The sequence below is a fragment of the Pseudomonas citronellolis genome (assembly GCF_029335315.1).
Lineage (GTDB): Bacteria > Pseudomonadota > Gammaproteobacteria > Pseudomonadales > Pseudomonadaceae > Pseudomonas > Pseudomonas citronellolis_A.
Map to the genome: position 1 here is coordinate 1 of NZ_JARJLT010000331.1, position 24142 is coordinate 24142.

The following is a 24142-nucleotide window of genomic DNA, read 5'->3' on the forward strand; positions in this document are numbered from 1 at the left end:
GTGCTTGAACCCAACACCTACGTCACCGGTAACTACTGTTCGCGAGCAAGCTCGCTCCTACGAGAAGCCGTGCCCGTCCAGCTATCGCCCGAATCCACGACACCACGCGCCGAGCGCGGGGTTTTCCGTTAGAATCGCCACCACCCGGAGCCACGGAGCGGTTTCAGCTCGGCTGATGTCTGCCCGTCCGGGATTGCCGAACGCCCAGCGTTCATTCGATTACACCGCACCGGAGGCGGATGGCCTGTGTAGCCGTCACGCCCGTGGCTGATATGCAACAAACCCTGCGAATCACCGAGATCTTCTACTCGTTGCAGGGGGAAGCGCGCACCGTCGGACTGCCGACCGTGTTCGTGCGCCTGACCGGCTGCCCCCTGCGTTGCCAGTACTGCGACTCCGCCTACGCCTTCAGCGGCGGCGAGATTCTCAGCCTGGACGCCATCCTCGAAACCGTCGCCGGCTACCGGCCGCGCTACGTCTGCGTCACCGGCGGCGAGCCGCTGGCGCAGCCCAACTGCCTGCCGTTGCTGGAGCGCCTGTGCGACGTCGGTTACTCGGTGTCCCTGGAAACCAGCGGTGCTCTGGACATCTCCGGCGCCGACCGCCGCGTCAGCCGGGTTCTCGACCTGAAGACCCCGGGCTCCGGCGAAATGCGGCGCAACCGCTACGAGAACATCGCCGAGCTCACCGGCAACGACCAGGTGAAGTTCGTCCTCTGCTCCCGCGAGGACTACGATTGGGCGGTATCCAAGCTGATCGAGTACCGCCTCGACGAGCGCGCCGGCGAGGTGCTGTTCTCGCCGAGCCACCACCAGCTGGCGCCGCGCGAACTGGCCGACTGGATAGTCGCCGACAACCTGCCGGTGCGCTTCCAGATGCAGCTGCACAAGGTCCTCTGGAACGACGAACCGGGCCGCTGAGGCGCCGACGCGAAAGGTAATCACATGACTCAGAAGAAAGCCGTCATCCTGCTCTCCGGCGGGCTCGACTCCGCCACCGTGGTCGCCATGGCCAAGGCCGATGGCTACGCCTGCTACAGCATGAGCTTCGACTATGGCCAGCGGCATCGCTCCGAGCTCCAGGCCGCCGAACGCGTGGCCCGCCAGCTGGGCGTGGTGGAGCACAAGGTCATTGGCCTGAACCTGAATGGCATCGGCGGCTCGGCCTTGACCGACAGCAGCATCGCCGTCCCCGAGGCGCCGGGCGTGGGCATCCCGGTCACCTACGTGCCGGCGCGCAATACCGTGTTCCTTTCGCTGGCCCTGGGCTGGGCCGAGGTGCTCGGCGCGCGGGATATCTTCATCGGCGTCAACGCGGTGGACTATTCCGGCTACCCGGACTGCCGACCGGAGTTCGTCGAGGCCTTCGAGCGCATGGCCAACCTGGCGACCAAGGCCGGGGTGGAGGGCGACGGTTTCCGCATCCAGGCGCCGCTGCAGTTCCTGTCCAAGGCGCAGATCATCCAGGCTGGAGTCGCGCGTGGCGTCGACTATGCTCTGACGGTGAGCTGCTACCAGGCGGACGCCGCCGGCCGCGCCTGCGGCAAGTGCGACAGCTGTCGGCTGCGCGCTGACGGCTTCGCGGCGGCGGGGATGAAGGACCCGACGCCCTATTTCTGAAAATATTTTCCTATAGGTGTTGTTTTTGCGTTAGAAATCAGTATTATACGCCTCGCGTTGGGTCGTTAGCTCAGTTGGTAGAGCAGTTGGCTTTTAACCAATTGGTCGTAGGTTCGAATCCTACACGACCCACCATATCGCAAAGCCCCTGGCCATAGGCCAGGGGCTTTTTCTTTTGCCCGGCGAAAACTCAGAACGGCCGGCTGCCGCTCAGGCTGATGCGCTTCAGGCGCCGCCGCTCGCTGGCCGGGAAGGCGCTGCGGCCGTGCAGGGTGGCCTGGTTGTCCCACCAGACGATGTCGCCCACCTGCCACTTGTGCGTATAGGTCAGCTCCGGCTTCTGCAGGTGGGCGCGCAGGCGCTCGATCAGGGCCTTGCCCTGCTGCGGGTCGTGGCCGGGAATCTCCACTTCGGTGTGCACGCTGAGGAAGAGCACGCGCTTGCCGCTTTCCGGATGGGTGCGCACCAGCGGGTGCTCGGTGCCCTGGATCGGCTCGATGTCCGGGGTGCGGTAGGTGACGAAGCCGCCGGAGTAGCCGTTCTTCAGGCGCACGAAGGGGTTGTAGTTGATCAGCCGCAGGTCGTCGATTTCCGCGCGGCTGGCGGCGTCCAGGCTCTCGTAGGCCAGCGCCAGGTTGGTGAAGTGGGTCTCGCCGCCCTGGTTCGGTACTTCCAGCGCATAGAGGAAGGAGCCGGAGGAGGGCACCGGGGTCCACTGATGGTCGACGTGGGCGGGCAGCGCGAAGTTGCCCAGCTCGCCGTCGCCGGTGTTGGCCACCTTGACGATGTCCGGGGCCTTGCCGTCGGCGCCGGAGGACAGCACCGGAATGTCCGCCGGCGGCTGGAACACCGCGCCGAACTGGGTGGCGAAGCGCAGGTACTGCGCATCGTCGAGTTGCTGGTCGCGGAAGACCAGGATGTGGTGCTCGCGGTGGGCGCGCTTGATCGCCAGGATCTGCTCCGGGGGCAGCGGCCGGCTGGCGTCCAGGCCGCGTACTTCGGCGCCCAGCGGGGCGTCGAGGGGGACGATGGCGAAGGCCTCGGGGGTGATTTTCAGGGCGGCGGATTGGCTCATGCTTGGGTGCTCCGTATCAGGCTCTTGCTGTGCTTTCAGACTTTCTTGACGGTCCGGCTGCGCTGCCCATCGATCCCCACCGGCACTTCGCCGGCCAGGGTCACACGGCGCACGATGCGCGGCTGGGTGCCGTAGTCGTCGACGGCGTAGTGCTGGGTCGCGCGGTTGTCCCAGATGGCCACGTCGCCGGCCTGCCAGCGCCAGCGCACGGTGTTCTCCAGGCGGGTGACGTGGCTCTGCAGGACCGCGAAGAGGTGCTGGGAGTCGTGCTGCGACAGGCCTTTCAGGCGCTTCACGAAGTGCCCCAGGAGCAGGTTGCGTTCGCCGCTGACGGGGTGCACGCGGACCACCGGGTGCTCGGTCTCGTAGACCGTGGAGGTGAACACCTTGCGGTAGTGCTCCAGGCGCGCCGGGTCGGCGTTGGGCTTGGTGGCGGCGTAGTCGTACTCGTTGCTGTGTACCGCCCAGAGTTTGTCGGCCAGGGCCTTGAGCTCGTCGGTGAGGTCGTCGTAGGCGGTGGCGGTGTTGGCCCAGACGGTGTCGCCGCCGGCCTCCGGGGCCACCACGTTGCGCAGGATCGAGGCCTTCGGGTAGGCCTCGACGAAGGTCACGTCGGTGTGCCAGGAGTTGGCCCGGCGGCCTTCGGCGCCGTCCAGTTCGAGCAGGTACTCGGTGCCGTCGCGAACCGGCACCGTGGGGTGCGCCACCGGTTCGCCGAGCAGCTTGGCGAAGGCTTCCTGGCCCTGGTCGTCGAGCTGGGTCTGGCCGCGGAAGAAGATCACCTTGTGCTTCACCAGGGCGGCCTGGATGGCCTCGACCGTGGCCGCGTCCAGGCTACCGGAGAGGCTCAGCCCGCGGATTTCGGCGCCGATGCGCCCGGCCACCGGGTGGATGTCGAGCTGGACGGTGGGTTGTACGGCGTGTGCTGCGTTGCTCATGTGGTTTTCCTCATTGCTGTAGGTGGTACTGCAAGGGCCCGCGCGGCGTAGTGCCGCGCGGTGAGTGGGATCAGAAGTCGTAGCGGACCGAGGCGCCCAGGGTGCGCGGCTGGCCCACCGAGGCGGTGTAGGAGCCGTTGATGCTGGCGAAGGCGGCCAGGTAGTAGTCCTTGTCGAAGGCGTTCTTCAGCCAGATCGAGGCGTCCAGCTGGCCGTCGCCGAGGTCGTGGCGTACGCCGACGGAGAAGTTCGCCAGGCCGTAGCCGGGGATCTTCGAGAGGTCGGAGTCGTCCAGCGTGCCCTCGGCCTCGGAGCGGTACGAGTAGCCGGCGGTGACGTAGGGCTCGAAGCGGTTGGCCATCTGCCACTTGTATTCGCCGTTGAGGTTGGCGATCCATTTCGAGGCGCCGACCACGCGCTTGCCGGTGAGGTCGCAGGTGGCCGGGGCGCCGGCCTGGGTGCTGATCTCCGCCGGGCACGGGGCGTCCTTGAACGACAGGTAGGTGACGTCGTTGTAGGAGCCGTTGAAGTTCAGGGTCAGGCCACGCAGGGGCAGGGCGGTGGCTTCGAACTCCAGGCCGCGCGAGCGTACGCTGCCGGCGTTGGAGAGCACCTGCACCAGGCTGGTGGAGCCGGCCGGCTGGTAGTAGGTGGTGGCCTGGTAGCCGTGGATACCGGTCCAGAAAATGTTGGCGTTGAGCTGCAGGCGGCGGTCGAACAGGGTCGACTTGATCCCCAGCTCGGCGTCGTTGGCGCGCTCCGGGCCGACCAGCAGCGAGTCCGCCCCGGCGGTCGGCGCGCTGGCCACGGCCAGGTTCACCCCGCCGGACTTCTCGCCGTGGGACAGCGAGGCGTAGCCCAGCAGGTCGTCGGTGAACTGGTAGCTCAGGCTGAGCAGCGCCGAGGGGGCGAAGCTGTACAGGCTGAGGTCGCCGGAGTCGTAGGCGCCCAGTTGGCCGTTGCGCACCGCGGCGGCGGCGCCGCTCACGGCCGCGCCGCCGACCGGGGCGAAGCGCTGCACCTTGGCGTCCTTCTCCTCGTAGGTGCCGCGCAGGCCGGCGGTGAAGTCGAGCTTGTCGGTCAGATGCCAGGTGCTCTGGGAGAACAGCGCGAAGCTGTCCGTTTCGATCTTGCCGTTGGCCTTGCTGGAGGTGTTGTTCAGCGCGTTGAGGTTGCTGCCCAGCAGGTAGCTGTCGGCGACCGGGCCGTAGTCGGTGAAGGTCTTGTTGCCGAGGTTCTGGTTGAACGCGTAGGCACCGACCACGTAGTCGAAGGCGCCGCCGGTGGGCGATGCCAGGCGGATTTCCTGGGAGAACTGGCGGTCGCGCACCGCCACCCCGGTGTTGCGGATCGCCGAGACGTTGAGCTGTTCGTCGTTGGCCGGGGTGAAGTTCCAGAAGCGGTAGGCGCTGATGGAGGTCAGGGTGAAGTCGTTGGCCAGCTTCCAGTTGGCCTCCACCGAGCTGCCGCCCTGGTGCACGCTGACGTGCTGGCGGCCGTCGATGTTGACCTTGTGCCGGTCCGGGTCGGCGATCGGCGAGGCGCCGACCAGCGCGGCGCGCTGCCAGAAGCGAGGCGCGGCGCCGTAGACGACCATGCTGCCGTAGCTGGAGTCCTCCTCGTTGTACTCGTTGATCCAGCGCAGGCTGAAGTCTTCGTTCGGCTTGTACAGCAGCTGGCCGCGGATGCCCTGGCGCTCGCCGCCGTTGAGCTTGTTGCCGTCGTGGACGTTGGTGATGTAACCGTCGTCGCGGGTGCGGTAGGCCGAGACGCGCCCGGCCAGCTCGTCGGTGAGCGGCCCGGAGATGGTGCCGCGCCCCTGGAAGTAGCCTTCCTGGCCGCCGGAGACCTCGATGGTGCGCTCCGGGGTGAAGGTCGGCGCGCGGGTGCTGATGTTCAGCACGCCGGCGGTGGTGTTCTTGCCGAACAGGGTGCCCTGCGGGCCGCGCAGCAGCTCCAGCTGCTCGATGTCCAGCAGGTCGAACACCGCCATCCCCGGGCGGCCCAGGTAGACGTTGTCCAGGTAGATCCCGGCGGAACCTTCCAGGCCGTCGCTGGCCGGGTTGTTGCCGATGCCGCGCACCGCGATGCTCGACTGCCGGGCGTGGATGAAGGCGACGTTGACGCTGGGCAGCACCTGCTGCAGGTCCTGCACCTTGCTGATGCGCTGGCTTTCCAGGGTGGCGCCGTCCAGCACGGTGAGCGGGGTGGGCACTTTCTGCGAGTCTTCCTCGCGGCGCCGGGCGGTGACCGTGACCTTGCCCAGGGCGGCGGCCTGGCTGGTGTTTTCGCTGGTGCTCGGTGTGCTGTCCCGGGCCTCGTCCTGCTCGGCGGCCAGCGCCGGCAGCGCGCCGCCCAGGGCCAGCAGCAGGGCCAGGGCGTAGTCCGGGACGAAGCCTCGGCTGCGGCCGGGGCGGAGGGGGAACTGCGGGTACTGCGGGGTACTTCGGCTCATCGAATCTTCCTTGCATCAGGCTCTGCCCGGCCAAACGCGGGCAACAGGGGGCCGCGCCACGCGGAATGTGGCGAAGGCGGCTCTCTCGAAATCGCTGGGCGCCGCGTCGGGCGCCGGGGCTCAGCGGCTACAGCTGAGCGGCGGAAGCATTCGTGCCGGCAGCAGGCGCGGGGCGAAAGGGTGCAAGGCCATCGGGAGGCTCCTGGTCGAGGGGTATATTCTTATTTCTTAAAAGAATAAATTTAAGTTTTATTCTTCGTTGACGGAATAAGAGCTTGCATTTAAAACCAGCGCATCCCCGACGGCAAATGCCTTCGTCCAATATTTTCAATGCCGGTAAAGCATCATGGATCTGCGCCAACTGCGTTACTTCATCGCCCTCACCGAACACCGCAGTTTCGTTCGCGCGGCCGACGCCATGGGCATCACCCAGCCGGCGTTCAGCCGCAGCATCCAGGGTCTGGAGCAGGAGCTCGGTTGCCAGCTGGTGGACCGCGGCAGCAAGGAGCTGCGCCCGACCCCGGAAGGCCAGGTGGTGCTGCAGCACGCCCTGCGCCTGGTGCAGGGGGCGGCCAACCTGACCCAGGAAATCACCCAACTGAACAAACTGGACGCCGGCGAGCTGCGCTTCGGCAGCGGGCCGGCGCCGGCGCAGAAGCTGGTGCCCGACGCGGTGGCGCGGCTGATCCAGCGTCACCCGCGCCTGCAGATCGACGTGCAGGTGGACAACTGGGAGCGCCTGTCGCGCAGCCTGGTGCGCGAGGAGATCGAGTTCTTCATCGCCGACATCCGCCATTTCGAGGCCGACCCCGGCTTCCAGACCCGCCCGCTGCACCCGCGCCGCGGCCTGTTCTTCTGCCGCCCCGGGCACCCCCTGCTGAGCAAGGACAGCCTGTCGACCAACGACCTGTTCGCCTACCCGCTGGCCTCGGCGCGGATGCCGCCGGGCATCCGCAAGCTGCTGGCCAACCTCAGCGGCAAGAGCGACTTGCAGGCTAACATCCAGTGCGAGCACCTGGGCTCGCTGGTGCGCATCGTCAGCCAGACCGACGCCATCGGCGTGGGCAGCGAGGACGGCCTGCGCATGGCGCTGGCCAACGGCGAGGTGGAGCGCCTGCACCTGCGCAACCTGCCGCAGAACATCGACAGCCTGCAGGCCCGCTGCGGCATCGTCAGCCGCACCGGCTACCGCCTTTCGGCGGCGGCGCGGGCGCTGATCGAGACGCTGGTGGAACTGGACGCCGAGGAGCAGAGCGCGGTGGCGTGAGGTGTTTGCGGGGAGGGTGAGGCGGCGGATAACCGCGAACGGTTATCCGCCTGCGGTGGGCGTGGCGTAGGGCGAATAACGCTCCGCGTTATCCGCCGTTTGGCCTTGGTTCCTGGCGGTGCCGGGGGTGACCTGGGCGTTTCCGCGATTGAACTCCAGGCTGCTACGGCCTCAATTACTGCACCTGCGCCACCGGCTGCGCCGCGGCGAGCTTGGCAGCGGCGGCCAGGTAGTCCGGGCGGGCCCAGTCGGCGGCCTTGAAGTCGCGGCGGATCAGGCCGTACTGGTGGGCGGCCTGGATCGAGGCGTCCAGCTGGCCGAGGAAGCCGGCGTCCAGTTGTGGCGACAGGGCGTCGGCCAGCGGGCGGCCCTTGTACTCGGTCTGCAGGATGATTGGCGGGTAGCCGGCCTGGGTCGACACCAGGTCGATGAAGGCCGCGTGGTTCTGCTCGGCGCCGGCCCAGGCCAGGGCCTGCAGTTCGACCTTGAGCAGGCGCTGGGTGATTTCCGGATGGGCGTCGACGAAGGCGCCGTTGCCTACCAGCACCGCCTGCAGGGTGCCGGCGCCGCCGAGGTCGCGGGTGCTCAGGGGGATTTCCGCCAGGCCCTTCTCGCGCAGGGCGAACAGGCCGGCCAGGCCCCAGGTGGCGTCGATCTGCTTGGCCGCGAGGGCGGCGAGGGCGGCGTTGAAGTCCAGGCTGATGACCTTCAGGTCCTTCTCGGTCAGCCCGGCGCTGGCCAGGGCGTTGTCGAACGACAGCTGGCTGGCGGTGCCGCGGAAGATGCCGACGCGCTTGCCCTTGAGGTCGGCCAGGGTCTTGATCCCGGAGCCCGGCTGCACGCCCAGGTAGTGGTTGACCCCGCGCCCGGTGGCGGCCAGCAGGCGGGTGTCGAGGCCGCTGGCCTTGCCGATGATCGCCGCCAGGTCGCCGAGGTAGGCGAAGTCCACCTGGCCGTTGGCGAAGGCTTCGTTGATCACCGGGCCGGCGCCCTTGAAGTAGGTCCACTTGATCTGGATACCGTCGTTGGCGAATTCCTTCTCCAGCAGCTGGCGGGTGTAGAGCACGTCGACGATGCCGCCGCCGGAGCGGTTCTGCCCGGCGCCGACATCGGGCACGGCGATGCGGATTTCCTTCGGCGCCTCGGCCGCGCTGGCGAAGGGTACGTAGGCGCCGAGCAGCCCGGCGAGCACGGGCGCGGCGAAGAGGGACAGCAACTGGTGGGTGAGGGCCTTCATGGCGCCTGCCTCCTGCGGGGGATGGGAGGGGCACTAAGGCAGGTTGCGGAAGCTAAATAAAATAATAAAAACTTATTTTTTAATTACTTTAAGGGATAAGTCAGGCGCCATCCGCGTTGCCGGGGCGGATGCGGGAAAAGCATAAAAAATATTCGCCGAATGCATTGGCTGCACGGGGGGCGCTTCCCTTAAATGGGCTTTCTTAGCTCATAAATGCATTGAATGGTTTTTTCATATTCCAATGAAGAATATTTCTAAGGCGCTCGCCTTGCCTGTGCAGGTCTCCCCGCCGCTCGCCGCCCGCCAGCGTTTCGCGCAGCTGTTCCCGCGCCTTTTACCCTGGCTGTTGCCGCTGGCGCTGTTCCTCCTCTGGTGGCTCGCCGCCGAGCGGCGGTGGATGTCCGAGCAGATCCTGCCGGCGCCCGCGCTGGTCTGGCAGAGCGCTCGCGAGTTGCTCGCCGGCGAGCTCTGGCAGCAGCTGTGGGTCAGCCTGCAGCGCTTGACCTGGGGCCTGCTGGCCGGCATCGCCAGCGGCGCGCTGCTCGGCGCCTGGTTGGGCTTCAGCCGCAGCGCCGAGCGCTTCGTGCTGCCGACCTTCCTGGCCCTGGCGCAGGTGCCGACCCTGGCCTGGATTCCGCTGTTCATGCTGTTCTTCGGGATCGGCGAGCTGCTCAAGCTGGTGGTGCTGGTGAAGGCGGTGATAGTGCCGGTGGCGCTGCATACCCTGGTCGGTGTGCGCGACGCCCAGCCCAAGCTGCGCGAGGCCGCCGCCGTGCTGCGCCTGCCGCCGCCGCTGCTGGTGCGTCGACTGCTGCTGCCGGCCGCCTTGCCGGCGTTCCTCACCGGCGTGCGCCTGGCCCTGGCCCAGGGCTGGACCTCGCTGCTGGCGGTGGAGCTGCTCGCGTCCAGTGAGGGCATCGGCTACCTGATGGTGCAGAGCCGCCAGCTGTTCATGCTCGACGTGGTGTTCGTCTGCATCCTGGTCGTCGGCCTGGTGGGCGCAGCCATGGACCGTGGCGTCCAGGCCGTGGAGGGTCGCCTGGTGCACTGGCCGCAGCAGGCCGCCGGCGAGTTTCGCCGCAGCGCCCGTGGCCAGGGCTGGCAACGCCTGCAGCCGTGGCTGCTGCCGCTGGCGCTGATCGCCCTGTGGCAGGCGGCCAGCAGCGGCCAGTGGGTCGACCCGGCGATCCTCGCCAGCCCCGCGGCGGTGCTCCAGGCCACCTGGCAGGGGCTGCTCGACGGCAGCCTGGCCGCGGCCATGCTGGCGAGCCTGAAACGCTCGCTGCTGGGCCTGCTGCTCGGCGGCGGCGCCGGTTTCCTGCTGGGCCTGGCCCTGGGCCTGTGGCGCCCGGCGGAGCGCCTGCTCGGCCCGTCGTTCTCGGCGCTGCGCCAGGTGGCGATCTTCGCCTGGGTGCCGCTGCTCACCGCCTGGTTCGGCCTGGGCGAGGCGGCCAAGGTGGTGTTCGTCGCCCTGGCCAGCTTCTTCCCGCTGCTGCTGGCGACCCAGCGCGGCATCGCCAGCCTGCCGCCGCAATTGGGCGAGGCGGCCCGCGTGCTGCGCCTGTCGCCGCGGCAACGGCTGACCCGGCTGGTGCTGCCGGGGGCGGCGCCGTCGATCTTCGCCGGCCTGCGCCTGGGCCTGATCTACGCCTGGCTGGGCACCATCGGCGCCGAATACTTCATGCCCTCGGACGGCGGCATCGGCAGCCTGATGATCGGCGCCCAGCAGCTGTTCCGCATGGACCAGGTCAGCGCTGGGATGCTCCTGGTCGGCCTCACCGGCGCCCTGCTCGGCGCCCTCGGACAACGCATCGAAGCGCGCGCCACGCGCTGGAGACACGCATGAACGCTTTCACATCCCAGCCGCTGGTGAGCTTCCGCCAGGTCGGCAAGAGTTTCCCGGTGGACGGCCAGGAGCTCGAGGCCATCCAGCGCTTCGACCTGGACATCGCCGAGGGCGAATTCATCGCCATCGTCGGCGCCAGCGGTTGCGGCAAGTCCACCCTGCTGCGCCTGCTGGTCGGCCTGGACCGCGAGTACCGCGGCGAGATTCGCGTCGGCGGTGCGGCCATCGAGGGCATCGGCGGCGAACGCGGCATCGTCTTCCAGGAGCACCGGTTGTTCCCCTGGCTGACGGTGGAGCAGAACGTCGCCCTGGGCCTGGTCAACGAGCCGCTGAGCGAGGCGGGGAAGGCGCGCAAGGTCGTCGACTACCTCGAGCTGGTCGGCCTGTCGGCTTTCCACCGCGCCTATCCGCACCAGCTCTCCGGCGGCATGGCCCAGCGCGTGGCCATCGCCCGTGGCCTGGTGGCGAGCCCGCGCATCCTGCTGCTGGACGAGCCCTTCGGCGCCCTCGACGCGCTGACCCGCCAACAGTTGCAGGAAGAGCTGCTGCGCATCCGCGAACGCGAGCGCATCACCACCCTGCTGGTGACCCACGACGTGGAGGAGGCGCTGTTCCTGGCCGACCGTGTGGTGGTCATGGCGCCGCGCCCCGGGCGCATCAAGCGCATCGTCGAGGTGCCGCTGGCGCACCCGCGCGAGCGTGGCAGCTTCGATTTCCTGCGCCTGCGCGAGGAGCTGTTGCACGAGCTGACCGGCGACGGCGATTACCTCGCGCCGCAGCCCAAGCGCGTGGAGAACCTGCCGTTCGAGTTCATCGCCTGCTGAGCGCTGTGCATTCCCGGTAGGAGCGAGGTTGCTCGCGAACGGTTCGCGAGCAAGCTCGCTCCTACGTGAAACCTCCCAACCCACCCGAGTTTCGACATGAGCAAACGCCCCAACTTCCTGGTGATAGTCGCCGACGACCTCGGCTTCTCCGACATCGGCGCCTTCGGCAGCGAAATCGCCACGCCGCACCTCGACGCGCTGGCCAACGCCGGCCTGCGCCTGACCGACTTCCACACCGCGCCGACCTGCTCGCCGACCCGTTCGATGCTGCTTACCGGCACCGACCACCACATCGCCGGCATCGGCACCATGGCCGAGGCGCTGACGCCGGAGCTGGAGGGCAAGCCCGGCTACGAGGGCTACCTCAACGATCGCGTCGTGGCCTTGCCCGAGCTGCTGCGCGAGGCCGGCTACCAGACGCTGATGTCCGGCAAGTGGCACCTGGGCCTGAAGGCCGAGCTGGCGCCCCACGCGCGCGGCTTCGAGCGTTCCTTCTCGCTGCTGCCCGGCGCCGCCAACCACTACGGCTACGAGCCGCCCTACGACGAGAGCACGCCGCGCATCCTCAAGGGCACGCCGGCGCTGTACATCGAGGACGACCAGTTCATCGACCAGCTGCCCGAGGACTTCTATTCCTCCGACGCCTTCGGCGACAAGCTGCTGCAGTACCTGAAGGAGCGCGACCAGGCGCGGCCGTTCTTCGCCTACCTGCCGTTCTCCGCGCCGCACTGGCCGCTGCAGGCGCCGCAGGAGGTGGTGGACAAGTACCGTGGGCGCTACGACGCCGGCCCCGAGGCGCTACGCCAGGAGCGCCTGGCGCGGCTCAAGGCGCTGGGCCTGGTGGCGCAGGACGTCGAGGCGCACCCGGTGGTCGCCATCAGCCGCGAGTGGGAGGCGCTGAGCGACGAGGAGCGGGCCAGGTCGGCGCGGGCCATGGAGGTCTACGCGGCGATGGTCGAGCGCATGGACTGGAACATCGGCCGGGTGGTCGACTACCTGCGCCGGCAGGGCGAGCTGGACAACACCTTCGTCCTGTTCATGTCCGACAACGGCGCCGAGGGCGCGCTGCTGGAAGCCTTCCCGAAGTTCGGCCCGGACCTGCTGGGCTTCCTCGACCAGCACTACGACAACAGCCTGGACAACATCGGCCGCGCCAACTCCTACGTCTGGTACGGCCCGCGCTGGGCCCAGGCGGCCACTGCGCCGTCGCGGCTGTTCAAGGCCTTCACCACCGAGGGCGGCATCCGCGTGCCGGCCTTCGTGCGCTTCCCGCAGCTGTCGCGCCAGGGTGTGATCAGCGAGCAGTTCGCCACCGTCATGGACATCACCCCGACCATTCTCGACCTGGCCGGCGTGCGTCACCCCGGCAAGCAGTGGCGCGGCCGCGAGGTCGCCGAGCCGCGCGGCAAGTCCTGGCTGGGCTGGCTGTCCGGCGAGACCGAGCGCGCCCACGACGAGAAGACCGTGACCGGCTGGGAGCTGTTCGGCATGCGCGCCATCCGCCAGGGCGACTGGAAGGCGGTGTACATCCCCGCGCCCATCGGTCCGGCCAGCTGGCAGCTGTACGACCTGGCCAAGGACCCGGGCGAGATCCACGACCTGGCCGAGGCGCAGCCGGGCAAACTGGCCGAACTGATCGAGCACTGGAAGCAGTACGTCAACGAAACCGGGGTGGTGGAGGGCGTCTCGCCGTTCCTGGTGAAATGAGGCGCCAAGCGCCAACGACCAAGCCCCGGACAGCGATGCCCGGGGCTTTTGTTTGTGCGCCCGTAGGAGCGCGCCATGCGCGCGAATCGCGGGCGCGGCCCGCTACAGTGCATCAGGCTGGGTCCCCGCGTTCGCGGGGATGACAGTGGTGGCACCGCAACCCCTGGCCGTCACTCCCGCGAACGCGGGAGCCCAGCGTCTTTGGTGGTGGGCTCCCGGTGAGGTCAGGTGGCAGCGTTGTCCGCGATGATCGGTCAGAACCCCTCGGCCTTCAGCGTCCGCTGCACCGAGGGACGTTCGCGGTAGGCGGCGCTGAAGCGGGCCAGTTCGCGCAGCTGTTCGAACTCGCCGCCGATGCGGCCGATCCAGCCGGCGAACACGCCGAGGTAGGCGTCGGCGATGGTGAAGCGCCCGCCCACCAGGTAGTCCTTGCCGGCCAGGTGCCGGTCGATCGGCTCCAGGGCCTTGAACAGCTGGATGCGGGCCTGGGCGCGGATGCCCGGGTGCGCCTGTTCGTCGGCCGAGTAGCGTTCCGGGCGGTTCAGCGGGCGGAAGGCGGCGCTGTGCAGTTCGGTGGCGAAGTAGCCGAGCCAGGACTGGATCTGCGCGCGCTCGACGCTGCCCTGCTCGGCGAACAGCGGGGTGCCGGGGCGCAGGTCGGCGAGGAACGGCAGGATGGCGACGTTCTCGGTGATCAGGGTGCCGTTCTCCAGCTGCAGTGCCGGCACCCGGCCCAGCGGGTTGACCTTGAGGATGCTGGCGTCGGGCGTGCGCAGGGTCACGCTCTCGACCGGGATCGGCAGCTCCAGTTCGTGCACCAGGACGTGGGCGGCGAACGAGCAGGCGCCGGGGGCGATGTACAGGGTGGTCATGCAAGGGCTCCTTGGGGGGGGGATAAAAAAAGGCCGCTTTCCCCTGCCTGAGTTGAAGAAAGCGACCTTGAAGACGTGGGGTAACGCGATGAAACTCGGTCAGCGGGCGGTGATCACCGCCAGTTTGGTGATGCCGGCCTTCTCGATGGAGGCCATGGCCTTGGCCACCTGGCCATAGTTCACGCCCTCGTCGGCCTGCAGTTGCACACGCAGTTCGGGTTCCTTGGCCTTGGCCGCCGCCAGGTTGCCCTGGAGCAGTTCCGGCTGGATCTCATCCTTGTTGATGAACCACTTGCCGGCGCCGTCGATGCTCACCACCAGCGGGTCTTTCTGCTCCGGCGGGGCCACCGACTCGGTCTTCGGCAGGTTGATCGGGATGGCGTTGGTGAGCAGCGGCGCGGTGACGATGAACACCACCAGCAGCACCAGCATCACGTCCACCAGCGGGGTCACGTTGATCTCGGAGAGAACCTCGTCGCTGTCCTGGGTCGAGAAGGCCATCTCAGCTCGCCTCCTTCACGTTCTTGCCGGCCGCCGGCTTGCGCGCTGCGGCGGGGTGCACGATGACGCGGAAGGCGCTCTTCTGCGCGAGGCTGTAGAAGTCGTGGGCGAAGTCGTCGAGGTCGGCCGCGGTGAGCTTCAGGCGGCGCAGGAAGTAGTTGTAGATGAGCACCGCGGGGACCGCGACGGCGATGCCGACGCCGGTGGCGATCAGCGCCGAGCCGATCGGCCCGGCCACGGTTTCCAGGCTCGCCGAGCCGGCGGCGCTGATGCCCTTGAGTGCTTCCATGATGCCCCACACGGTGCCGAACAGGCCGATGAAGGGCGAGGTGGAGCCGATCGAGGCGAGCACCGCCAGGCCGGATTCCAGGGAGCGCCGCTCGCGCTGGATCTGCTGGCGCAGGGCGCGCTCCAGGCGGTCCTGGTGGTTGATCGACTGGGCCAGGTCGTGCTGGTTGCCGTCCGGCACCTGGATCGCGGCGAACCCGGCCTGGGCCACGCGGGCGCCGGCGCCGGGCTGCTCGGCGGACTGCTCGCCGGCCGATTCGAGGCTGGTGGCGCCCCAGAACTGCTTCTGGAAGCGCCGGTCCTGGCTCTTCTGGCGGCCGAACTGGATGCCCTTGACCAGGGCCAGGCTCCAGGTCAGGACGGAGAAGCCGGCCAGCAGCCAGATCACCGCGCCTTCGACGGATTCCACGGGGTTGAGGGGCAGACTCATGGTGTTATCTCCTGTGCGATCGGGTCGCTAATCAATTCAGCTTGAAGTCGATGGGCACGCTGACCCAGCCGTCCTGGGCCACGTCGCCGCGTTTGGCGGGTACGAATTTCCAGCGCTGCACGGCCTTGATCGCCGCCTGGTCGAGGGCCTCGCGGCCGCTGGAGGTCTGGATCTGGATCTCGCTCGGGCCGCCGCTGGCCAGCACGTGGACGCGCAGCAGCACCGTGCCTTCCCAGCCGCGTCGCTGCGCCAGGGCCGGGTATTCCGGCGCCGGGTTGTGCAGGTAGCCGGCGTGGGCCGACGGCGGCGTCACCGGGGCCGGCGCCGGCGGAGCCGGGGGCGCGGGCGGTGTTGGTGGGGCTTCCGCCTTGGGCGGCGCCGGCGGCTGTGGCACCGGCTTGGGAACGGGCTTGGCCACCGGTTTCGGCTTGGGCTTGGGCACGGGTTTGGGCGGCGGCGGTTTCACCGCGTTTTCGTCCACCACGGGCGGCGGCGGTTCTTCCACCACCGGCGGGGTCGGCTCGGGCGGCGGCGGTTCCACCACCGGCGGAGTGGGGGCGCTGAACTCGATGGTCATGGGCGGTACCTGCGGCGGCACCTCGGGCAGCTTCGGCGTCGGCTGCTGGCTCAGCCAGTAGGCCACGGCGCCGTGCAGGGTCAGGATCAGCAGGCCGAGCAGTACGGCCTCGCGACGGCTCAGCGCCGACGGCTTCGCCGGTACGTGGCGTACCAGTTGCAGCGGCGGGCGCAGCGGCCGGCCCAGCTCGACCATATCGCCGCCGGGCGCTGAGCGCCGGAGCAGCTCCTGCGCGGTGGCGTGCTGGGGATTGGCCATTGACGATCTCCTCGGTTTCCAGCGTGCTTGGCGCCTGCAAGTGGCGCGGTGTTCGGGCTGGATGATTGGCGGAGCGTCTTAGTTGTTAAAGTAATTGTTTGCCTTATTTAAATCTCATTTAGGAATAAGAGACTCGCCGGCATCGCTGCAGCCCGCGTGGCGCAAGGCCTTGCCGGGGCTGTGCCAGGTCCTCATGCCTGGCCGGCATGCAAAATATGCCCGCAGGGCAGGCGCGTGAGGCCCGCTGCAGAGCCTTCGCGACAGCCGCCGTCGCATCCGGTCAAGCCCTCGGCGGCCGGCTCCCTAGACTCGGGCCAATGGATGCGCGCCCGTCGGACGCGCCCGTCGCCGAGGAGCCGCCATGCACACCGAAGCCATCGCCTTCCCCGGGGCCCACGCCCAGGCCCGCGCCGAACTGGCCTGCGCCTTTCGCTGGGCCGCGCGCCTGGGCCTGCACGAGGCCATCGCCAACCACTTCAGCCTGGCCGTGTCGGAGGACGGCCGGCGCTTCCTGATCAACCCCTACGGCCGCCACTTCTCGCGCCTGCGCGCCGGCGACCTGTTGTTGCTGGACGCCGACGACCCCAGCGCGCTGGACCGCCCGGACGCCCCCGACATCACCGCCTGGGCCCTGCACGGCGCGCTGCACCGGCGCCATCCGCACGCGCGCTGCATCCTCCATGTGCATTCGAAGTACGCCACCGCGCTGGCCTGCCTGGCCGATTCGCGGCTGCCGCCGATCGAGCAGAACTCCATGCGCTTCTTCGAGCGCGTGGTCATCGACGAAGGCTTCGACGGCATGGGCCTGGGCGATGAGGCCGAGCGGGTCAGCCGCCTGCTGGGCGACAAGCCGATCCTGCTGATGGGCAACCATGGCGTGCTGGTGGCGGCGCCGAGCGTGGCCCAGGCCTTCGATGACCTCTACTACTTCGAGCGCGCCTGCGAGGTGTATCTCACCGCCCTGGCCAGCGGCCGCCCGCTGCGTGTCACCAGCGACGCGGTGGCGCGCAAGACCGCGCAGCAGTGGCTGGACTACCCGGACTTCGCCCAGCGCCACTTCGCCGCGCTGCAGGACATCCTCGAACGGGAAGAGCCGGACTACCGCAGCTGAGCCGGCAGCCGGTCGTGCGCCAGCGGCTGGCGCATGACCGGCGCTTCCAGGCTTTGCGAGCGGTCGCTGCTCGGCGGGCAACCGAAGCGCGCGCGGTAGGCGCGGGAGAAGTGCTCCATGGAGCCGAAGCCGGCGCTGGCGGCGACCTGGGCGACGCTCATGCGCGTCTGCTGGAGCAGGTTGTGGGCGCGCGCCAGGCGCAGCGACAGGTAGTACTTCAGCGGCGTCAGCCCGGTGTGCTGCATGAATTGCCGTTCCAGCTGCCGGCGCGACAGGCCGACCCGCGCCGCCAGTTCCTCGCAGCCCAGCGGCTCCTCCAGGTTCTGCTCCATCAGCGCGATGGCCCGCCCCAGGCGCCCGGCCTGGGCGTGCAGGCGGTGCTGGAAGCCGCTGATCTGGCTGGCCTGGGGTTCGCGCACGCGCTCCACCAGCATGTGCATCGCCACCTCGCGAGCCAGGCCGGCGCCGGCCACGCCCTCCAGCCAGCCCAGCAGCATGTCCAGCACGGCGGTGGCGCCGGCACAGGTCAGGCGCTTGCGCCCGGCCGAATAGAGCTGCGCGCGGGCCTGCACGCGCGGGTAGCTTTCCTGGAAGCCCTGCAGGTTGTCCCAGTGCACCGCGGCGGGGTGGCCGTCGAGCACACCGGCGGCGGCGAGCAGTTCGCTGCCGGTCTCGATGCCCATCAGCACCGCGCCGAACGCCGCCTGGCGCTTGAGCCAGGCCTTGAGCGCGGTGTCACGGGCGTGGCGGTGCACGTCGAAGCTGGCGATCACCGCGCAGACGTCGAACTCGCCCGGCTCGCCGATGCCTTGCTGGGCGGCGGCGAGCAAACCGTTGCTGGCCGGCACCGGCTTGCCGTCGAGCGACAGCAGGGTCCAGTCGAACAGCTTGCGCTGGGCCAGCCAGTTGGCGATCGACAGCGGCTCGATCAGCGCCGCCAGGCCGAAGTTGGAGAAGCACGGCAGCAGCAGGATGCCGATGCGCAGGGGCTCGCGGGCGAGGGGCGGCCAGTCGGCGCGCTCGGGGGTGTTCATGGCTGCATCCGGCACTCTGCTGGGCGCCGGCTGCATCGGCCGGCGCCGCGTGGATGGGAAAGGCCCACCGCCCTTATGCAAAGGCAGTGGGCCGGGTTTGGCAAGCGGCGATTCAGCGTTGGCACTCGCGCCAGCGCGGGTGCAGCCAGACCGCCGCGTCGCTGGGCGCCAGCGGCGGCTTGCCGAGGATCAGGTCGCTGGCCTTCTCGGCGATCATCACCGTCGGCGCGTTGGTATTGCCGCTGACGATCTCCGGCATGATCGACGCGTCCACCACCCGCAGCCCGCGCAGGCCGTGCACGCGCAGCTGGGCGTCGACCACCGCCTCGGGGTCGCCGGCCGGGCCCATCTTGCAGGTGCCGCTGGCGTGGTAGCCGGTCTCGGTGACCCGCCGCGCCCAGGCGTCCAGCTGGGCGTCGTCGAGCTGGTCGGCGCCGGGCACCAGTTCTTCGCCGGCGTAGGCGCGCAGGGCCGGCTGCGCCAGCACCTCGCGCACCAGGCGGGCGCCGGCGCGCATGTCCTCGCGGTCGCGCGCGGTCTTCAGGTAGTTGAAGAGGATGCGCGGCGCCTGGCGCGGATCGGCGCTGGCCAGGCTGACGCTGCCCAGGCTGGTCGGGCGCATCAGGTCGATGTGCACCTGGAAGGCGTGGTCTGGCACCAGGTCGACGCTGCCCGGCTGTACCGCCAGGGGCATGAAGGTCAGTTGCAGGTCGGGGTGCTCGACGCCGGCCCGCGAGCGGATGAACGCGCCAGCCTCGAAGTGGTTGCTGGCCGCCAGGCCATCATGGCGGGCGAACCAGCGCGCGCCCACCAGCCATTTGCCTGGCGCGCGGGTCCAGGGGTAGATGCTCACCGGGCGCTTGCAGCGGTACTGCACCACGGTGTCCGGGTGGTCGTTGAGGCGCTGGCCGACGCCGGGCAGGTCGCGCAGCGGGCGGATGCCCAGGCGTTGCAGCGCCTCGGCCGGGCCGACGCCGGAGAGCATCAGCAGCTGCGGCGAGTTGATCGCCCCGGCGCACAGCAGCACCTCGCGGCGCGCGCGGACCTGGCGCAGCTCGCCGTCCATCTCGAACTCCACGCCGCAGGCCGCGTCGCCGTCGAAGAGGATGCGCCGGCTCAGCGCCGAGGTCGCCACCGTGACGTTGCCGCCGGCCAGGGCCTCGGCCAGGTAGCCGCGCGCGGTGCTCCAGCGCTTGCCGTCGCGGGTGGTGCGGTCCACCGGGCCGAAGGCTTCCTGGCGCTGGCCGTTGAGGTCGGCGCTGTAGCCGTAGCCGGCTTCCTGGCCGGCGTCGAGGAAGGCCCGGCACAGGGGTGGCGAGGTGTCGCCGGGGGTGACGTGCAGCGGGCCGTCGCCGCCGCGATAGGCGTCGGCGCCGTCGCGGTGGGTCTGCGCGCGGATGAAGTAGGGCAGCACCTCGCGGTAGCTCCAGCCGTCGCAGCCGCGCGCGGCCCAGCCGTCGTAGTCGCGGGCGTGGCCACGGATGTAGACCATGCCGTTGATCGACGAGGAGCCGCCGAGGGTGCGCCCGCGCGGCGTGCCGATGCGCCGACCGTCCAGCCACGGCTCCGGCTCGCTGGTGTAGCTCCAGTTGTAGCGCGTGCCGCCGACCACGATGCCGACCGCCGAGGGCATGTCGATGGTCCAGCTGCGGTCCGGCGGGCCGGATTCCAGCACCAGGATGCGCAGCGCCGGGTCCGCGCCCAGGCGCCGGGCCAGCACACAGCCGGCCGAGCCGGCGCCGACGATGACGTAGTCGTACTCCTTGGCGAGCATGGCCTGTCTCCTCAGCGGATGCCGTTGAACACCAGCTTGTGGAAGTGGTGCACCAGGTGTTCGCTCTCGTTGCTGCGCTCGGCGTCGATCATGTAGCGGCCCTGGTCGTAGCCGAGCGAATGCAGGCCCTTCTGCACGGTGACGTTGAGCTCGATGTCTTCCGGGCCGAGTTCCTCGTTCATCCACTTCATGCAGGCGTGGGACACCGCCGGCACTTCCTCGTGGGGGCTGTAGTAGCCGAAGCGCAGCAGCGAGCGCTCGGCGTCCAGCGGGATCATCACGAAGGTGCCGAGGAACTCGGAGAACGGGAAGGTGTAGAAGGTGTTGTTCGGCCACAAGCCGATGTTGAAGAAGCGCTCGTTGGGGTTGCGCGGGCCGTTCAGCGGTACGCCGTAGGCTTCCTCGGCGGCGAGGTTGGCCGGAGCGATGTAGGTCCACCAGTTGTCGCGTTTGGTCAAGCGGTAGCCCTTGAAGTCGATCAGCTTGGCCAGGTCGATGTGGCAGGGCCCGGAGAGCTTGAAGTGATAGCCCTCGATGGAGTTGTCCATGATGACCTTCCAGTTGGCCGGGACTATCACGTCCTGCTCCTCGATCAGGCGCATCCGCCCGAGGTCGGGGAATACCTCGCGCATTTCCTGGTCGGCGCCGGGGAACAGCTCGGCCATCGACGGCGCCTCGGCGTCGAAGTTGAAGTAGACGAAGCCGCCCAGTTCCTCGACGCGCAGTTTGGGAATGTTGAACTGCTGCTTGTCGAAGGCGATCAGCCGCTCGCTGCGCGGCGCGCTGCGCAGGCTGCCGTCCATCTCGTAGCACCAGGAGTGGTAGGCGCAGCGCAGTACGCGGGTGTCGGCGCCGCGACGGACGTTCAGCAGGCGGTTGCCGCGGTGCTGGCAGACGTTGTGGAAGGCGTTGATCTTGCCGTCGTTGCCGCAGGCCACCACCACGCTCTGGTCGAAGATGTCGCAGACCACGAACTGTCCGGGCTCGGCGAACTCGTTGCGGTGCCCGGCCAGGTGCCAGGCGCTCATGAAGATGCGCTCGCGCTCGGCGGCGAAGATGCCCTGGTCGAAGAAGTAGCGCGAGGGGAGGGTGAAGGCCTCCTCCGGACGCTGCTCGGCCCAGCCTTCCACGGGAGTGCTCTGCTTGATCTGCTCGATGGATTGCATGTCTGGTCTCCTCCAGGCATCGCCCCTCGGAATGGGGGCTCGCTGCACAAGCAATCTAGGTGACGCCAAACGCTCGCTCTTGATGGAATGCGACAAGTTCACGCGGTCGGCGGGCGCTTGCCTCCCGGCGGCTTTCCCCGCAAGATCGCGCGCTCGCTGGCGCGGCGAGGTAGAATCGCCGCAAAGTGCAGTCGTACCCCGCAGGTGCAGTGAAGACATGACGCAGATTTCCGAACGCCTCCTGGTCCAGGCCCATCTCGCCGCCAAGCAGCCGCGCGTGCTCAGCGCCGCCGAGGAAGCCGAGTACCGCCAGGCCATCGCCGCCGAGCTCAAGGCGCAGAACGCCGTGCTGGTGGCGCACTACTATTGCGACCCGGTGATCCAGGCCCTGGCCGAGGAAACCGGCGGTTGCGTCTCCGACTCCCTGGAGATGGCCCGCTTCGGCAACCAGCACGCGGCGCAGACCGTGGTGGTGGCCGGGGTGCGCTTCATGGGCGAGACGGCGAAGATCCTCAACCCCGAGAAGCGCGTGCTGATGCCGACCCTGGAGGCCACCTGCTCCCTCGACCTGGGCTGCCCGGTGGACGAGTTCTCGGCCTTCTGCGACCAGCATCCGGAACGCACCGTGGTGGTCTACGCGAACACCTCGGCGGCGGTGAAGGCGCGCGCCGACTGGGTGGTGACCTCCAGCTGCGCGGTGGAGATCGTCGAGCACCTGATGGATAACGGCGAGCCGATCCTCTGGGCCCCGGACCAGCACCTGGGCCGCTACATCCAGCGCGAGACCGGTGCCGACATGCTGCTCTGGGACGGCGCCTGCATCGTCCACGAGGAGTTCAAGGCCAAGCAGCTGGAAGACCTCAAGGCGCTGTACCCGGACGCGGCCATCCTGGTCCACCCGGAATCGCCCGAGGCGGTGGTCGACCTGGCCGACGCGGTGGGCTCCACCAGCCAGCTGATCAAGGCGGCGCAGACCCTGCCGAACAAGCGCTTCATCGTCGCCACCGACCGCGGCATCTTCTACAAGATGCAGCAGCTGTGCCCGGACAAGGAATTCATCGAGGCACCCACCGCCGGCAACGGCGCGGCCTGCCGCAGCTGCGCGCACTGCCCGTGGATGGCCATGAACACCCTGGAGCGCACCCTGGCCTGCCTGAAGGAAGGCAGCGGCGAGATCTTCGTCGACCCGGCGCTGATTCCCCGGGCCATCCGCCCGCTCAAGCGCATGCTGGAATTCACCCAGGCGGCCAAGCTGAAGGTGGCGGGCAACGCCTGAGCCTTGCGGCGCACATGAAAAAGCCCGGCATCCGCCGGGCTTTTTCGTTTCCGTCACATAGGCCATGAGGCTTTCCCATAGGAGCGCGCCCTGGGCGCGAGTCGCGGGCATGGCCCGCTCCTACGGGATTGCATCCGGCAGCAGGAGGAACAGCGGCGCCCGGGGCGATGGCGGATAACGCCGTAGGCGTTATGCGCCCTACGGGGGCGTGGCGTGGGGGCGTAGGGCGAATAACCGTTCGCGGTTATCCGCCGCCCTGTGGGTAGGCTGCCACGCGCCGGCCGGTGCCTCAGCCGCGCATCATTTCCTTGAGGATCTTCTCCTGCTCGCGGAACGCCTGCTGGCGCGCGTCCAGCTTGGCCGCCAGGGTGAAGTTGCCGGCGGCGCGGCGCTTGGCGAAGTCCAGTTGCTCGATGGCCGAGGGGTAGTCGCCGGTCAGCGCCAGGTACTCGGCGCGCGCCTGGTGCACGCCGATGGCGTTGCCGTCGATGGTCCGGGCGTCGGCCAGGCGGCTCCACACGTCCGGGTCCAGCGGGCGGTCCTGGCTCAGCTTGAGCAGGATCTTCTCGGCCTCGGCGGCCTTGTTCTGCTTGAGCAGGATGTCGGTCTGGGCCTGGATCAGCGGGTAGTTGCCGGGGTACTGGCCAAGCAGGCGCTGGACCCGCGACAGGGCGTCGCCGAGCTTGTTCGAGGTGATGTCGAGATCGACCTGGGCGAGGTTGTAGGCGACGTCGTTGGGCGCCCCGGCCAGCAGCGGCTGCAGGGTGGCGCGGGCGTCGTTGAGCTGGCCGACGCGGATCTGCGACAGCGCCAGGCCGTAGCGCGCGGCGTCGAGCTTGGGATTGTCGTCGAGCATGGCGCGGAAACGCTTGCCGGCGATGCCCGGGGTCTCTTCGAAGATCAGCTGCACGCGGGCGCGCATCTGCTGGTAGCGCAGCGAGTCTTCCTTGCCGCCCTGCGGGTACTGCTCGGCGCGGTTGCGGGTGTCGGCGATACGCGAGTCGGTCACCGGGTGGGTGAGGAGGAATTCCGGCGGCCGCGCGTCGTAGCGGTACTGCCGCGCCAGGCGCTCGAACATGGTCGGCATGGAGCGCGGGTCGTAGCCGGCGCGGACCATGTTGGTCACCCCGACGCGGTCGGCTTCCTGCTCGTTCTGCCGGGAGAAGCGCAGCTGGTTCTGGATCGCCGCCGCCTGGGTCGAGGCGATGGCGGCGATGCCGGCGTCGCCGGCGCCGGCCGCCGCGGCGATGATGCCGGCGAGCATGGCCGCCATCACCGGCACCTGCATCTGTTTCTGCGCCTCCAGGCCACGGGCGAAGTGGCGCTGGATCAGGTGGCCGAGTTCGTGGGCCAGCACCGCGGCGTATTCGCCTTCGGTCTGGGCGTAGAGGAACAGGCCGCCGTTGACCCCGATGACCCCGCCGGGCGCGGCGAAGGCGTTGATCTGCGGGTCCTTGATCATGATGAACGCCAGGCGGTGGTCCTGCAGGTCGCTGGTTTCCGCCAGGCGATAGACGCTGGACTCGACGAAGTCCTTGAGCTGCGCGTCGTTGATGGTTTCGACCTGGTTGCGCAGCATGCTCAACCAGGCGCGACCGAGCTGGAACTCCTGTTCCGGGGAGACGATGGCCGAGCTGGAGTCGCCCAGAGCGGGCAGGTCGTCGGCCTGCGTGGGCATGGCCAGCAGGCAGGCAAGCGACAGCAGGGCGGGGCGCAGTACTTTCATGTACAGGGAGCTCGTTCCGGGAAAGCCACTACTTTAGCCGCAGCTCGTCGCCACTGCCTAGGTCGTGGCGGCGCGGGCGCGCCGTGGCTGCGCGCTACTTTCCTTGTAGGCCGCGAGCCTGAAGGTTTGCTTAAGGAAAGCGCGGGCGCGCCGGGTGGTCA

Annotated in this window: 20 protein-coding genes and 1 tRNA gene; 9 read left to right on the forward strand and 12 right to left on the reverse strand. The window is 68.9% G+C overall.

Annotated elements, in window-relative coordinates:
• The first annotated feature begins 272 nt into the window (after nucleotides 1-272).
• The 3 genes from queE to P3W75_RS24615 all read left to right on the forward strand — a co-directional run bounded on the left by queE (nucleotide 273) and on the right by P3W75_RS24615 (nucleotide 1754).
• Nucleotides 273-920, forward strand: a complete 648-nt coding sequence (gene queE / locus P3W75_RS24605) for a 7-carboxy-7-deazaguanine synthase QueE (RefSeq protein WP_276229929.1) — start codon at nucleotides 273-275, stop codon at nucleotides 918-920.
• Nucleotides 921-944: 24 nt separating this feature from the next.
• Nucleotides 945-1619, forward strand: a complete 675-nt coding sequence (gene queC / locus P3W75_RS24610) for a 7-cyano-7-deazaguanine synthase QueC (RefSeq protein WP_276229930.1) — start codon at nucleotides 945-947, stop codon at nucleotides 1617-1619.
• A gap of 59 nt (nucleotides 1620-1678) precedes the next feature.
• Nucleotides 1679-1754: transfer RNA gene (locus tag P3W75_RS24615), tRNA-Lys, on the forward strand.
• Between the two features lie 55 nt (nucleotides 1755-1809).
• Here the strand turns inward: P3W75_RS24615 and P3W75_RS24620 are convergent.
• The 3 genes from P3W75_RS24620 to P3W75_RS24630 all read right to left on the reverse strand — a co-directional run bounded on the left by P3W75_RS24620 (nucleotide 1810) and on the right by P3W75_RS24630 (nucleotide 6087).
• Nucleotides 1810-2694: a TauD/TfdA dioxygenase family protein gene (locus P3W75_RS24620; RefSeq protein WP_276229931.1), complete on the reverse strand. Its 885-nt coding sequence runs from the start codon at nucleotides 2692-2694 to the stop codon at nucleotides 1810-1812.
• Nucleotides 2695-2729: 35 nt separating this feature from the next.
• Nucleotides 2730-3632: a TauD/TfdA dioxygenase family protein gene (locus P3W75_RS24625; protein WP_276229932.1), complete on the reverse strand. Its 903-nt coding sequence runs from the start codon at nucleotides 3630-3632 to the stop codon at nucleotides 2730-2732.
• A 70-nt stretch (nucleotides 3633-3702) separates the two neighbouring features.
• A complete protein-coding gene (locus tag P3W75_RS24630; RefSeq protein ID WP_276229933.1) occupies nucleotides 3703-6087 on the reverse strand; it encodes a TonB-dependent receptor in 2385 nt (794 codons plus the stop codon).
• 346 nt (nucleotides 6088-6433) lie between these two features.
• Between P3W75_RS24630 and P3W75_RS24635 the strand changes: the two genes are divergently transcribed.
• Complete coding sequence (locus tag P3W75_RS24635) at nucleotides 6434-7354, forward strand: LysR family transcriptional regulator (protein WP_276229934.1); 921 nt, start codon at nucleotides 6434-6436, stop codon at nucleotides 7352-7354.
• 175 nt (nucleotides 7355-7529) lie between these two features.
• On the opposite strand, the gene P3W75_RS24640 is transcribed toward P3W75_RS24635, so the two are convergent.
• Entirely contained in the window at nucleotides 7530-8591 is a 1062-nt protein-coding gene (locus tag P3W75_RS24640) for an ABC transporter substrate-binding protein (protein ID WP_276229935.1), read from the reverse strand.
• 241 nt (nucleotides 8592-8832) lie between these two features.
• Here P3W75_RS24640 and P3W75_RS24645 point away from each other — a divergent pair, with 241 nt between their 5' ends.
• The 3 genes from P3W75_RS24645 (at nucleotide 8833) to P3W75_RS24655 (ending at nucleotide 12968) form a co-directional block, all read left to right on the forward strand.
• Nucleotides 8833-10437, forward strand: coding sequence for an ABC transporter permease (locus tag P3W75_RS24645; RefSeq protein ID WP_276229936.1), 1605 nt, complete (start codon nucleotides 8833-8835; stop codon nucleotides 10435-10437).
• Nucleotides 10434-11261 (forward strand): ABC transporter ATP-binding protein, encoded by an 828-nt coding sequence (locus tag P3W75_RS24650; RefSeq protein WP_276229937.1) that lies wholly within the window; start codon nucleotides 10434-10436, stop codon nucleotides 11259-11261. The genes P3W75_RS24645 and P3W75_RS24650 overlap by 4 nt, the downstream gene beginning before the upstream one ends.
• 96 nt (nucleotides 11262-11357) lie before the next feature.
• On the forward strand, nucleotides 11358-12968 hold the full coding sequence (locus tag P3W75_RS24655; RefSeq protein WP_276229938.1) for an arylsulfatase: 1611 nt from the start codon (nucleotides 11358-11360) through the stop codon (nucleotides 12966-12968).
• Nucleotides 12969-13222: 254 nt separating this feature from the next.
• Here the strand turns inward: P3W75_RS24655 and P3W75_RS24660 are convergent, their stop codons facing one another.
• The 4 genes from P3W75_RS24660 to P3W75_RS24675 all read right to left on the reverse strand — a co-directional run bounded on the left by P3W75_RS24660 (nucleotide 13223) and on the right by P3W75_RS24675 (nucleotide 15894).
• Entirely contained in the window at nucleotides 13223-13840 is a 618-nt protein-coding gene (locus P3W75_RS24660; protein ID WP_276229939.1) for a glutathione S-transferase C-terminal domain-containing protein, read from the reverse strand.
• A 99-nt stretch (nucleotides 13841-13939) separates the two neighbouring features.
• Nucleotides 13940-14341: an ExbD/TolR family protein gene (locus tag P3W75_RS24665; protein ID WP_276229940.1), complete on the reverse strand. Its 402-nt coding sequence runs from the start codon at nucleotides 14339-14341 to the stop codon at nucleotides 13940-13942.
• A 1-nt stretch (nucleotide 14342) separates the two neighbouring features.
• Nucleotides 14343-15059 (reverse strand): MotA/TolQ/ExbB proton channel family protein, encoded by a 717-nt coding sequence (locus tag P3W75_RS24670; RefSeq protein ID WP_276229941.1) that lies wholly within the window; start codon nucleotides 15057-15059, stop codon nucleotides 14343-14345.
• Nucleotides 15060-15090: 31 nt separating this feature from the next.
• Complete coding sequence (locus P3W75_RS24675; protein WP_276229942.1) at nucleotides 15091-15894, reverse strand: energy transducer TonB; 804 nt, start codon at nucleotides 15892-15894, stop codon at nucleotides 15091-15093.
• Between the two features lie 361 nt (nucleotides 15895-16255).
• Between P3W75_RS24675 and P3W75_RS24680 the strand changes: the two genes are divergently transcribed.
• A complete protein-coding gene (locus P3W75_RS24680) occupies nucleotides 16256-17005 on the forward strand; it encodes a class II aldolase and adducin N-terminal domain-containing protein (protein ID WP_276229943.1) in 750 nt (249 codons plus the stop codon).
• Here P3W75_RS24680 and P3W75_RS24685 read toward each other — a convergent pair.
• From P3W75_RS24685 to P3W75_RS24695, 3 genes are all read right to left on the reverse strand, one after another.
• Complete coding sequence (locus P3W75_RS24685) at nucleotides 16993-18039, reverse strand: GlxA family transcriptional regulator (RefSeq protein WP_276229944.1); 1047 nt, start codon at nucleotides 18037-18039, stop codon at nucleotides 16993-16995. The genes P3W75_RS24680 and P3W75_RS24685 overlap by 13 nt on opposite strands.
• A 112-nt stretch (nucleotides 18040-18151) precedes the next feature.
• Complete coding sequence (locus P3W75_RS24690) at nucleotides 18152-19813, reverse strand: choline dehydrogenase (RefSeq protein ID WP_276229945.1); 1662 nt, start codon at nucleotides 19811-19813, stop codon at nucleotides 18152-18154.
• Nucleotides 19814-19824: 11 nt separating this feature from the next.
• Entirely contained in the window at nucleotides 19825-20979 is a 1155-nt protein-coding gene (locus tag P3W75_RS24695; protein WP_276229946.1) for an aromatic ring-hydroxylating oxygenase subunit alpha, read from the reverse strand.
• 217 nt (nucleotides 20980-21196) lie between these two features.
• Between P3W75_RS24695 and nadA the strand changes: the two genes are divergently transcribed.
• The gene (gene nadA, locus P3W75_RS24700; protein WP_276229947.1) at nucleotides 21197-22255 is read left to right on the forward strand and encodes a quinolinate synthase NadA; all 1059 of its coding nucleotides are present in this window, start codon (nucleotides 21197-21199) and stop codon (nucleotides 22253-22255) included.
• A 289-nt stretch (nucleotides 22256-22544) separates the two neighbouring features.
• On the opposite strand, the gene P3W75_RS24705 is transcribed toward nadA, so the two are convergent.
• Nucleotides 22545-23981, reverse strand: a complete 1437-nt coding sequence (locus P3W75_RS24705) for a M48 family metalloprotease (protein WP_276229948.1) — start codon at nucleotides 23979-23981, stop codon at nucleotides 22545-22547.
• Nucleotides 23982-24142: the final 161 nt, after the last annotated feature.

Coding starts and splice junctions, on each gene's coding strand:
- queE (WP_276229929.1), top strand. CDS start 273: ATGCAACAAACCCTGCGAATCACCGAGATCTTCTACTCGTTGCAGGGG.
- queC (WP_276229930.1), top strand. CDS start 945: ATGACTCAGAAGAAAGCCGTCATCCTGCTCTCCGGCGGGCTCGACTCC.
- P3W75_RS24620 (WP_276229931.1), bottom strand. CDS start 2,694: ATGAGCCAATCCGCCGCCCTGAAAATCACCCCCGAGGCCTTCGCCATC.
- P3W75_RS24625 (WP_276229932.1), bottom strand. CDS start 3,632: ATGAGCAACGCAGCACACGCCGTACAACCCACCGTCCAGCTCGACATC.
- P3W75_RS24630 (WP_276229933.1), bottom strand. CDS start 6,087: ATGAGCCGAAGTACCCCGCAGTACCCGCAGTTCCCCCTCCGCCCCGGC.
- P3W75_RS24635 (WP_276229934.1), top strand. CDS start 6,434: ATGGATCTGCGCCAACTGCGTTACTTCATCGCCCTCACCGAACACCGC.
- P3W75_RS24640 (WP_276229935.1), bottom strand. CDS start 8,591: ATGAAGGCCCTCACCCACCAGTTGCTGTCCCTCTTCGCCGCGCCCGTG.
- P3W75_RS24645 (WP_276229936.1), top strand. CDS start 8,833: ATGAAGAATATTTCTAAGGCGCTCGCCTTGCCTGTGCAGGTCTCCCCG.
- P3W75_RS24650 (WP_276229937.1), top strand. CDS start 10,434: ATGAACGCTTTCACATCCCAGCCGCTGGTGAGCTTCCGCCAGGTCGGC.
- P3W75_RS24655 (WP_276229938.1), top strand. CDS start 11,358: ATGAGCAAACGCCCCAACTTCCTGGTGATAGTCGCCGACGACCTCGGC.
- P3W75_RS24660 (WP_276229939.1), bottom strand. CDS start 13,840: ATGACCACCCTGTACATCGCCCCCGGCGCCTGCTCGTTCGCCGCCCAC.
- P3W75_RS24665 (WP_276229940.1), bottom strand. CDS start 14,341: ATGGCCTTCTCGACCCAGGACAGCGACGAGGTTCTCTCCGAGATCAAC.
- P3W75_RS24670 (WP_276229941.1), bottom strand. CDS start 15,059: ATGAGTCTGCCCCTCAACCCCGTGGAATCCGTCGAAGGCGCGGTGATC.
- P3W75_RS24675 (WP_276229942.1), bottom strand. CDS start 15,894: ATGGCCAATCCCCAGCACGCCACCGCGCAGGAGCTGCTCCGGCGCTCA.
- P3W75_RS24680 (WP_276229943.1), top strand. CDS start 16,256: ATGCACACCGAAGCCATCGCCTTCCCCGGGGCCCACGCCCAGGCCCGC.
- P3W75_RS24685 (WP_276229944.1), bottom strand. CDS start 18,039: ATGAACACCCCCGAGCGCGCCGACTGGCCGCCCCTCGCCCGCGAGCCC.
- P3W75_RS24690 (WP_276229945.1), bottom strand. CDS start 19,813: ATGCTCGCCAAGGAGTACGACTACGTCATCGTCGGCGCCGGCTCGGCC.
- P3W75_RS24695 (WP_276229946.1), bottom strand. CDS start 20,979: ATGCAATCCATCGAGCAGATCAAGCAGAGCACTCCCGTGGAAGGCTGG.
- nadA (WP_276229947.1), top strand. CDS start 21,197: ATGACGCAGATTTCCGAACGCCTCCTGGTCCAGGCCCATCTCGCCGCC.
- P3W75_RS24705 (WP_276229948.1), bottom strand. CDS start 23,981: ATGAAAGTACTGCGCCCCGCCCTGCTGTCGCTTGCCTGCCTGCTGGCC.